The following is a 10,376-nucleotide window of genomic DNA, read 5'->3' on the forward strand; positions in this document are numbered from 1 at the left end:
ACAGAACGTCAAATATACAGAATCAGTTACAAATATAAAAGGATGAAATACAAAAGCTGCTTCTTAAATACGAAGCAGCTTCTTGAGTTCTTTTGCATATGTACGGCTAACAGGTACTTTCGATCCTTCTTTCATGATTAAATTATAAGTAGAATTAAACCATGGCTGAATTTCAGTAATATGATTAATATTCGCAATAAAGCTACGGTGTACGCGCATGAAGCTTGCTTGTGGTAACTTCTTCTCTAAAATTACAAGTGTATCATGTGTTACATACGTTTCCCTCGTTGTTTTTACTGTTACTTTCCCATCTACAAGCCCTACATATATAATATCTTCAATATTCACAAGTACGATTGATTCTTCAATTGGTAATGCTAATTTATGCATCTCTGCTGTTACATCTGTCCCCTTTATTTCGTGCTTCGTTTCTATTTGCGCTTGTTTTTGTTTTTTATACTTCTTTAATGTCTGCACAATACGCTCTTCATCAAATGGTTTTAAAATGTAGTCTAACGCATCTACTTCAAATGCTTGCAGCGCATATTGATCATAGGCAGTAGCAAATACAATTGCAGGTGGATTTTTCATCTTCTTTAATATATTCGCGATTTCAAATCCGTTATCATCGGATAATTGAATATCTAAAAACACAATATCTGGTCTACTTTGCATTAGTTCTTCTAATGCGTCTTCCACACAATCAGCCTCACCAATTATCTCAACTTCTTTCGTTCTCTCTAATAAATACTTTAGTTCATCACGTGCTAACATTTCATCGTCAACTACTAGTACTTTTAACAATCTGCTCTTCCTCCCCTACTTTTTTTGGAATAACAAAAGTAATCTCTGTCCCCTCATTTAATTCACTTTCGATATGAAGCATCGTTTCTTTTCCAAATAATCCAATAAGACGTTCATTAATATTATATAAAGCTGTTCCAGTCCCTTTCTTTGACGAAACTACCATCTTTCCTAATTGTTCTAAACGTTCTTCCTCAATTCCCTGTCCATTATCTTTTACTTCAAAATGAACCATACCCTCTTTTTCAAAAACATGCACTTCTACTTCGCATACTGGTTGCTTCTTCGGAAAAGCATGTCGCAATGCATTTTCAACCAATAGTTGAAGAACAAATGGTGGTACTAAAGTTGTCTTTAGCTCATCCTCAATATACATCTTTACCTCATACTTATTTGGGAACCTTGCTTGTTCTAGTGATAAGTATGCCTGTACATGGTTTAATTCTTGTTCTAGTGGAATCAATAACTGACGTGCCCCTTGCAAATTACAACGGAAATATACGCTAAGCTGTAATAATAACTTCCTTGCTTTTTCTACATCTGTTCGGCATAAAGCTGATACTGTATTAATCGCATTAAATAAAAAGTGTGGGTTAATTTGCGCTTGTAATGCTTTTATCTCCGCATCTTGAAGTAATTTACTTTGCAACTCAGCTTCTCCTAACTCTAACTGCGTGGAGAATATTTTTGCTAACCCTTCTGCTAATTCCTCTTCCACACGACTTAACTGGTTAGGATTTTTGAAATAGAGTTTTAATGTCCCTATCGTATTTCCATGCGAAGTTAGTGGAATTACAATCGCCGCTTGCAAAGGGCAGCCTTCATGTTGACAATTAATAACCTCACGTGATTTCGCTTTCATTATTTTCCCTGTGTTTAACACTTCTTTCGACAAACCGGTTATTAAACTATGTGAAGGAATATGGTGATCTGATGCTAATCCAACATGAGCTAATATTTTCTCTGTATCTGTTAAGGATACCGCATCTGTTCCTGTAAAACGGTGAATAATTTGTGCCACATGCTTACATGATTCTTCTGTTAAGCCTTGGCGGAAATACGGTAACGTTTTATCTGCAATACGTAATACTTTATGAGTCTGAAGTGCCTTTGCATTCTCCTCCTGACGCAAAATAGCTTGTATCATAGAAAGTAAAATAAAACTTCCAAAACTATTTACAAGAATCATTGGTATCGCTATTGTTTTCACAACGCTAATTCCATCCTCTATAATTAATAAAATCATAAGCATTTCTAAAGATACGATAAAAACACTTAAAACTGCTGAAAATTTAGGAGTAATTGTACGATTATATTTTTTGAAAATATATCCGATATAACCAGTTATAATCCCAGCTAAAATAGAAGAGATTGCGCAGCTTAGCGCTGTCGTACCACCAAGCATATAACGATGAATACCAGCAATAAATCCGACTCCAACCCCTACAATAGGGCCACCAAGTAAGCCGCTAATACCAACACCCATAATACGCGTATTCGCAATTGTACTTGAAGAAGAAACACCTTGTAACCAGTTTTCATTCATAATCGTATTTCCTGCTATTTCAATCCCAGTGTAATTGCTTACAATTGTAAATACCGAAAAAATACAAATAAGCTTAAGCTTATCTACATAGCCATCCTGTTTATGAAGGAGGCGTCTGAAAGTTTTAATATGAGAGAGTAAAAATCCTAAAATAACTATAAGTCCGACTCGTTCGATCATCATGAGTACTAAATTTAGCATCTTTGATTCATTCCTTTTTATTTAGTTAGTTTTATTATGGGAAAATAATGAAGTCGGCGTCAAGAAGAACGAAATGTTTTTTGAAATATTTTACACATAATAACTTCCTCTTTATTTGACAATACAATAGAAGAGTGCTAAAAATAAAGTAATATAATACAGTCCTTTAACCCAACCCCGTGAGGTTGAGAAGGAAGTCGGAATACAATATACGTATGTTCTTTTTTGGGGATACGTATGCTTTTTTGGCCTTCTCATCATATCAGGTGAGAAGGCCTTTTGTTATTCTTCCATAGCGACTGTAGAAAATAAGGAGGAGTAATAATGAACGTCACTACTGATGTACAACAAGCAACAGAGGAGACGAAAGCGAAAAGATATAAAACATTATTTGGTTCTGCGCTAGGATATGCAGCAGAAGGTTTAGATATGTTGCTATTATCTTTCGTACTTGTCTATATTTTAAAAGAGTTTCACTTAAGTCCTGTTGAAGGTGGAAACTTAACATTAGCTACCACAATAGGGATGTTAATTGGTTCTTATTTATTTGGATTTATTGCTGATTTATTTGGCCGTATTCGTACAATGGCCTTCACAATCTTACTGTTTTCACTAGCAACCGCACTCATTTATTTCGCAACAGACTACTGGCAATTATTAATTCTGCGCTTTTTAGTTGGAATGGGGGTTGGTGGTGAATTCGGAATCGGAATGGCCATTGTAACAGAAACATGGTCTAAAGAAATGCGCGCTAAAGCGACATCTGTTGTTGCACTTGGATGGCAATTTGGTGTACTGGTTGCTTCACTCCTTCCAGCATTTATTGTCCCGCACTTTGGATGGAGAGCCGTTTTCTTATTTGGATTAATTCCAGCTTTACTAGCTGTCTATGTCCGTAAAAGTTTAAGTGAACCGAAAATATGGGAGCAAAAACAACGCTACAAAAAGGAACTATTGCAAAAAGAAGCTGCAGGTAAATTAACAACTACTGAAGCAGAACAACTAAAACATATAAAAAAATTCCCACTTCGAAAGTTATTTGCCAATAAAAAAGTAACAATTACAACAATCGGTCTTATTATTATGTCGTTTATCCAAAACTTCGGATATTACGGAATCTTCACATGGATGCCCACTATTTTAGCAAATAAATATAACTATACATTAGCAAAAGCAAGTGGCTGGATGTTCATTTCTACCATCGGTATGCTAATTGGAATTGCAATCTTTGGTATTCTGGCTGATAAAATTGGTCGCCGTAAAACTTTTGCAATCTATTATATTGGCGGTACAGTATACTGTCTCATTTACTTCTTCTTATTCACAGATTCAACATTATTATTATGGGGAAGTGCATTGCTTGGATTCTTTGCAAATGGAATGATGGGAGGGTTTGGAGCAATTTTAGCTGAAAACTATCCTGCTGAAGCTCGCTCTACCGCTGAAAACTTTATTTTCGGTACAGGACGTGGGTTAGCTGGATTTGGGCCTGTTATTATTGGCTTACTCGCTACAGGTGGCAACCTACTTGGAGCATTGTCCTTAATTTTTATCATCTACCCAATCGGGTTAATTACAATGCTACTATGTGTACCAGAAACAAAGGGAAAAGTATTAGATTAAACGTAAAAGAGGAAGCATCTCATTTAAGATGCTTCCTCTTTTACGTTTTTATTTATTTTGATTTACTAGCCTTCTGAAATAAGAATGCAGTTTTATCTTCTTCTTTTACAATACCTTGTTTTAATGCTAATTCTCCCGCAACTTTAGGCGCTAACCATAGCATCGGGAATAACAAAATTGATACCGGAACTGCCGTCACCACGATAAACGATTGTAGCGCATTAATACTTCCTTCACCCATATATAAAAGAATTGCTGCAACTGCGCCCATAATAAGCGACCAAAAAATTCGCAAACTAATTCTAGGATCTCCGTCTCCAGTCACTGCCATTGAAATGGAATACGCCATTGAATCTCCTGTTGTCACTACAAATAAAATTGTTAATAAAAGAAATGCTGGTCCAATAATATTAGAAAGTGGCAATTGTCCTGTAATTGCAATCATAGCTGCCGGCATACCAGATTCACTTAATGCGTCCGAGATAGACCCAGGATTCATCAACTCATAAAACACGCCTGATCCACCTAATATAGTAAACCAAAACGTTGTAATAATAGGTGCGATAATTCCAATTGCAACGATGATTTCTCGAATCGTTCTCCCTCTTGAAATTCGACTCACTAAAATTGCCATCATTGGTCCGTATCCAATAAACCATCCCCAGAAAAAGATTGTCCAAGATCCTAACCAACTTGTATCACCACGGTATGTGCTCATCGGTATAAACTCATTTACATAAAATCCAAACGAAGAAACAAACGAATCAATAATAAATCCACCTGGCCCAAATAGTAATATGAATGCCATTAATACAATTGCTAATCTAACATTTAAATTACTTATAATTTGAATCCCTTTATCAATACCTGTTACTGCCGATATGGTAGACACGGCCACCACACAAACAATAATTGCTAATTGAGTAGTAAACACATCAGAAATTCCAAATAATTCTTGTAATCCATAACTTGCTTGTAAACCTAAAAATCCAATTGGGCCAATTGTACCTGCAGCTACTGCAATAATTGCAGCTGCATCAATTATCGTTCCAAGCAGGCTCTTTCTTAATTTTTCCCCAAAAATAGGATATAAAAGCGTTCGAGGTTTTAGCGGCATATCTTTATGATAATGTCCATACATCATAACTACCGCACTAATTGTACCTAAAATCGTCCATGCTAAAAATCCCCAATGCATATAACTTTGTGCTAAAGCAGGCATGACTGCTTCTTTCGTTCCAGCAGATATACCATCATGTATTGGTGGCACCGTCATCAAATGATACATTGGCTCTGCTGCTGCCCAAAAAACGCCACCTCCGGCAAGTAATGTAGACATAATAATAGCAAGCCATTTTGCCGTACTAATCTCAGGTTTTTCTAATCCTCCAAGCTTAACTCTCCCATATTTGGAGAACGCCATACACATCGCAACAATAAATGTACCTAATAATAAAACTTGCCAGAAGGCACCGAAATATTTAATTGAAAAAGCGAAACTTTTATTAATCGCACTCTCTACATAATCCTTGTTCAAAAAAACTGCAATTACAAATAATAAAAGTGAACCACCACTAATAATAAATACAGGCCAATCAGTTTTTCGACTCTTCATCCTCATTTACACTTCCTCCTTCCTCAGCAATCTAAAAAAACAACTTTATTATGTTTTATTGTTTAAAACCAAAACACAATAATTATATATGCATAACATTTTATCGACTTCCCACATACTTATGTTGTCCCTAAAAATATGCCAAATCCCTTATTAAAAAGAAAGAATCTCTTCCTCTTACATAAAAAAGCAAAACAAAAGACCTTATATTTCTATAAGGTCTTCGAAACAGAAATTTGATTATAACATAAGGAACTCCTTGGTTCAAAAAGCCTCTTCCAAAAATAACCGAGAGTAAAGGCTTCCATTTGCTACATAACAGTAATTTAAAAAAATTATATTTCACAGAAAAAACCTATACTAAATATCATTTATGAAAGAAATTTGGCTTCAAAATTTCATTCGGATACGGTTTATGATAAATGTGGGTGGTAGCTGGAGATAATGGTGGAATAAGCCATACCCAATTACCTGTTACAACACGACCACAAGCAGCTTCTTGCTTCTCAAATTGCTGAAATTGTTGTGCAGCAGTATGGTGATCAACAATACTAACTCCTTGTTTTTTAAAGGAGTGTAGTACGGCAATATTCAACTCAATTAGCGCCTTATCTTTCCATAAGGTACCGTTTCTCGATGTATCTAAATCCATCATCTCCGCAACAGCCGGAAGTAAATTATAACGATCATGATCTGCTAAGTTGCGCGCCCCAATTTCTGTTCCCATATACCATCCATTGAACGGAGCGGCTATATAAGAAATACCGCCAATTTCTAAACGCATATCTGAAATCATTGGAACACCATACCATTTTACTCCAAGTGATGAAATAGGGTATTCTGGGTGTTCAATTGGCACTTCTTTTACTTCTTCTCTCGGAATTTCTTTATATATAGGCGCTTTTCCATCTATAGAAAACACAAGTGGCAATACATCGTAATTCGTACCTTCTCCTTGCCAACCAAGCTCCTGACAAAAGTCCGTAAATGTAGCGGAATGAGAATCACCAATCACTCCCGTTTCTGTTTTATATCCTGCATATCGAATCAATTGGTGATTATAAATTCTTATATTATTTTCTTCACCTTGATATTGCTTAAAAATCGTAATGGTTGGTTTAACTTTTCCGTCGTTCGTTGCATATTTAATATGATGAATTAATGCATTATATACACCCTCTTCATCATTTACTTCGCGCGCATCTAATATGTGCATCTTACTCCAAAATAGTCTTCCAATACATCTATTACTGTTACGCCATGCCATTCGTGAACCATGAACAAGTTCTTCAAATGTATGCTCATATGTCCCTGTCTTCTCTATCTCAATTTGAATTTCTTTTATACGTTCTTCTATCAATTGTTCTTTATGAAGCTCCTTATAACAAATCGTAATAAAATTACTTGCTTCCTCTATTAATTGTTTCGTTTTACTCATAAACAATCTCCTTCTATTTCAACAAAACCCTGCTACTTTACAGTATAAGCAAAAAGGATAGGAGTCACAAATGAAAGTGAGAGTGTTACTTTTATTGTAATATTTTTCAGAAAATTAATGGACTTACTATTGACTTATATGGAAAATGGGTGTATTTTTGACTCAGGTAAAGTATTTTTACCTAGACCAACTTTTTAAATGGAAAGGAGGGAATGTTATGTCTTCATTTCAATTGCCAAAGCTTTCATATGACTATGATGAACTAGAGCCACATATTGATAGCAATACACTTTCCATTCATCATGGAAAGCACCATGCGACATACGTAAACAATTTAAATGCTACTTTAGAAAATTATACTGAATTACATAATAAATCTTTAGAAGAATTGCTATGTAATTTAGATGCTTTACCGAAGGAAATTGTTACAGCTGTACGAAATAACGGTGGTGGTCACTATTGTCATAGTCTTTTTTGGGAAGTGATGAGCCCACGAGGTGGCGGTGAGCCTAATGGAGACGTTGCAAAAGTAATTGATTATTATTTCAATACCTTTGACAACTTAAAAGATCAACTTTCCAAAGCTGCTATTAGTCGTTTTGGAAGTGGCTATGGATGGCTTGTTCTTGACGGTGAGGAACTCTCTGTTATGAGTACACCAAATCAAGATACGCCTTTGCAAGAAGGGAAAATCCCCTTACTCGTAATTGATGTATGGGAACATGCTTATTATTTAAAGTATCAAAATAGGCGCCCAGAGTTTGTTACCAACTGGTGGCATACAGTAAACTGGGACCAAGTAAACGAGAAGTATTTACAAGCAATTCAATCACAAAAACATTAGTCGTACGTATAAGGTAAATTTGGTAATGTAAAATCAGTATTGTCGAAATCCTCCAGAATCCCCCGGATTGCCACCGGGGGATTTATGATTACTTCATTGTATTTATATAATGTTTTAAAACATTTTTCATTTCTAGTTCCAGCTCTCGGAACAAAAATCCAAATTCACGAGCCTTTCCATTATGTAACGTACAGTTAGTTACCTCATTATAAGGAGCTATATTTCCCCCAGCTTTCTGAATGAGTGCTTTTATTCCCGTCTTCTCTTCTATGAAATGCATAATTTCTTCCATAGAAACTACTCCGTTACTACAGGCGTTAATTGCTCCTCTCACATTTGCCATTCCGCACCAAGCTAGAAACTCTCCTGCCTCTTTTTCATGTATAAATGACAAAGTTCCATCTACATGATCCACAACGATAGGTTTTTGGTTCACAATACATTCAACGTAAAATTGTAACCTTTTCGTATAATCATTTTCTCCAATAACAACTGGAAAACGCACTGCAACGACTGGGAATGTTGCATGTTGAAATACAACGGCTTCAGCTAATCTCTTTCCTTCACCATAATTGAAGTCATTCCTATCTCCATACGCGATTGCATACTCGTACGGATTAAAGTCTTCTTCTGATAAGCTTAGGGCAGGTTCATAGACGGCCATTGAAGATGTCATAACATATTTCTTCGTTTTCCCTCGTAACACTTCACATATTACCTTCGCTGCATTCGAGCTATAGCATAAATTATCGTATACAATATCATAAATTTTATCTCCTAGACGCTCTGCTAGTTGTTTTTCATCTTCCCTATCTACAATAAGTCTTTTTACTCTACTGCCAAAAGAATCTTCCGTAATTCCTCTCGTCGCAATCGTTACATCGTGCCCCTCTTGCAAAAGTGCTTCTACTAAATGTTTACCAAAAAATCTTGTTCCCCCTAGCACCAATACTTTTTTCAACTTCATCATCCCCACTTTAGCAAATTGTAAAATACTACCTCTCTATTATAAGTGCTAACATATAAAAAGCATGGAATTCGTTTAACGATTCCATGCCTTTATACAGATAATATATTAACGGACTCGATATTTATAAATACAATAACAGAAGTACAAAATAGAAATTACTGATACATAAACCCATAGTTCATATACAAATCCCTCTCCCCACACTCCCATAAAATAAAAGAGTGAAGGTAAAGTCAATGTTACCCATGATTGTACGAAGGCAATCCTTCCAAGATATTGATTAATGTTCTTCTTTTGTGTATTTAATACAAAGAATAAATACCAAAGTAATGCCCACATAAACCACGTTAACGCATTAACAACATCATGGAATTGAACAAATGAAACAACCATATAGAATAAGGCTATAATTGCTACCCAAATACAAAACCATCCTAGACCACTACTATCCATTCCTTTTATAAAAGTAACACCTACATATAAATAAGTTAATCCAAATAAGAAAGTAGCCGCATATGAATACACTGTCCAATTGCTTTGGTCAGAAATCATAATCAAATAAAACGGAATAATAATTTGTAGTGCACCCACAAATAAATTAAAAACACCCGCACTTTTCATCTCTGCTTTCCCTAATATAACAAGACTATTTAAAAATAAAGCTGCCCCTGAAAGTAATAATCCTACATAACCCATATATATTCGTGTGAAAATCTTTACCTTTCACACTTTTAACCTCCCCACACTATAAAATGATACTTATATTATTTTTCTTCCCATTTAAAACTACATACATAATTTTTCATCTAAATAAGTCAGACCTCCTACCTCAAAAAAAGGAGTGAACTTAAAACGCTTTCAATAATAAATAATCCTATCAAAACATGAACTAGGATTCCTTGATTATAAACGTACTCTAGCAATGATACAAGTGTTGGAATACATTTCAATAATACGCTTTCAATTCCCATAAAAAATCAATAAAATAATACATTACTCTATCTCATTCTACTACCTTGTAGCATAAGATATTGTAAAATCATATCATTTAAAACAGCGAACGTTCTTTTCTAGGTTCGCTAATAAACTTAGTAGAAAATGAATATAAAAAATGACCTCTTGCTTTTATGCAAAGGTCATTTTTGTATATTCACCATTAAACTTCTAGATAGCCATTTTTATTATTTGATTGCCATTTCCAAGAGTCAGCACACATTTCTTCTAATCCGCGTGTTGCCTCCCAGCCTAATTCACGCTTTGCTTTCGATGCATCAGCAAAACATACTGCCACATCACCTGGGCGACGCTCTGTAATTTTATAAGGAACTTTCTTGC

Annotated in this window: 9 protein-coding genes; 2 read left to right on the forward strand and 7 right to left on the reverse strand. The window is 35.2% G+C overall.

All coding sequences use genetic code 11. The features are described 5' to 3' along the window. Positions 1-63 precede the first annotated feature (63 nt). Positions 64-804 (reverse strand): LytR/AlgR family response regulator transcription factor, encoded by a 741-nt coding sequence (locus EBQ15_RS12745; RefSeq protein ID WP_000921841.1) that lies wholly within the window; start codon positions 802-804, stop codon positions 64-66. Then, positions 782-2,551 carry a two-component system sensor histidine kinase LytS gene (gene lytS, locus EBQ15_RS12750; RefSeq protein WP_000933589.1) on the reverse strand — a complete coding sequence of 590 codons (1,770 nt, stop codon included), beginning with the start codon at positions 2,549-2,551 and terminating at the stop codon, positions 782-784. Before lytS ends, EBQ15_RS12745 begins: the two co-directional genes overlap by 23 nt. A gap of 324 nt (positions 2,552-2,875) precedes the next feature. On the opposite strand from lytS, the gene EBQ15_RS12755 reads away from it, so the two are divergent. Next, on the forward strand, positions 2,876-4,174 hold the full coding sequence (locus EBQ15_RS12755) for an MFS transporter (RefSeq protein WP_001103402.1): 1,299 nt from the start codon (positions 2,876-2,878) through the stop codon (positions 4,172-4,174). 52 nt (positions 4,175-4,226) lie between these two features. Here EBQ15_RS12755 and EBQ15_RS12760 read toward each other — a convergent pair whose 3' ends face one another. Together EBQ15_RS12760 and EBQ15_RS12765 are read right to left on the reverse strand one after the other, a co-directional pair. Beyond that, positions 4,227-5,795 (reverse strand): BCCT family transporter, encoded by a 1,569-nt coding sequence (locus EBQ15_RS12760; RefSeq protein ID WP_001242442.1) that lies wholly within the window; start codon positions 5,793-5,795, stop codon positions 4,227-4,229. A gap of 361 nt (positions 5,796-6,156) precedes the next feature. Next, complete coding sequence (locus tag EBQ15_RS12765) at positions 6,157-7,227, reverse strand: nitric oxide synthase oxygenase (RefSeq protein WP_000047624.1); 1,071 nt, start codon at positions 7,225-7,227, stop codon at positions 6,157-6,159. Positions 7,228-7,444: 217 nt separating this feature from the next. On the opposite strand from EBQ15_RS12765, the gene sodA reads away from it, so the two are divergent. Continuing rightward, positions 7,445-8,071, forward strand: a complete 627-nt coding sequence (gene sodA / locus EBQ15_RS12775; RefSeq protein WP_000094037.1) for a superoxide dismutase [Mn] — start codon at positions 7,445-7,447, stop codon at positions 8,069-8,071. Between the two features lie 88 nt (positions 8,072-8,159). Here sodA and EBQ15_RS12780 read toward each other — a convergent pair whose 3' ends face one another. From EBQ15_RS12780 to EBQ15_RS12795, 3 genes are all read right to left on the reverse strand, one after another. Further along, on the reverse strand, positions 8,160-9,041 hold the full coding sequence (locus tag EBQ15_RS12780; protein ID WP_033683613.1) for an NAD-dependent epimerase/dehydratase family protein: 882 nt from the start codon (positions 9,039-9,041) through the stop codon (positions 8,160-8,162). Positions 9,042-9,146: 105 nt separating this feature from the next. Then, complete coding sequence (locus EBQ15_RS12785) at positions 9,147-9,737, reverse strand: AmiS/UreI family transporter (protein ID WP_000542569.1); 591 nt, start codon at positions 9,735-9,737, stop codon at positions 9,147-9,149. A gap of 460 nt (positions 9,738-10,197) precedes the next feature. Continuing rightward, positions 10,198-10,376 (reverse strand): GDP-mannose 4,6-dehydratase (locus EBQ15_RS12795; RefSeq protein ID WP_206430802.1); only part of this gene is annotated, 179 nt, incomplete at its 5' end.

Source organism: Bacillus sp. 2D03, from assembly GCF_003946765.1.
Classification (GTDB): Bacteria; Bacillota; Bacilli; order Bacillales; family Bacillaceae_G; genus Bacillus_A; species Bacillus_A cereus.

Excerpts from the sequence above, each read along its gene's own strand:
- lytS (WP_000933589.1), bottom strand. The coding sequence starts at position 2,551 with ATGCTAAATTTAGTACTCATGATGATCGAACGAGTCGGACTTATAGTT.
- EBQ15_RS12755 (WP_001103402.1), top strand. The coding sequence starts at position 2,876 with ATGAACGTCACTACTGATGTACAACAAGCAACAGAGGAGACGAAAGCG.
- EBQ15_RS12760 (WP_001242442.1), bottom strand. The coding sequence starts at position 5,795 with ATGAGGATGAAGAGTCGAAAAACTGATTGGCCTGTATTTATTATTAGT.
- EBQ15_RS12765 (WP_000047624.1), bottom strand. The coding sequence starts at position 7,227 with ATGAGTAAAACGAAACAATTAATAGAGGAAGCAAGTAATTTTATTACG.
- sodA (WP_000094037.1), top strand. The coding sequence starts at position 7,445 with ATGTCTTCATTTCAATTGCCAAAGCTTTCATATGACTATGATGAACTA.
- EBQ15_RS12780 (WP_033683613.1), bottom strand. The coding sequence starts at position 9,041 with ATGATGAAGTTGAAAAAAGTATTGGTGCTAGGGGGAACAAGATTTTTT.
- EBQ15_RS12785 (WP_000542569.1), bottom strand. The coding sequence starts at position 9,737 with ATGGGTTATGTAGGATTATTACTTTCAGGGGCAGCTTTATTTTTAAAT.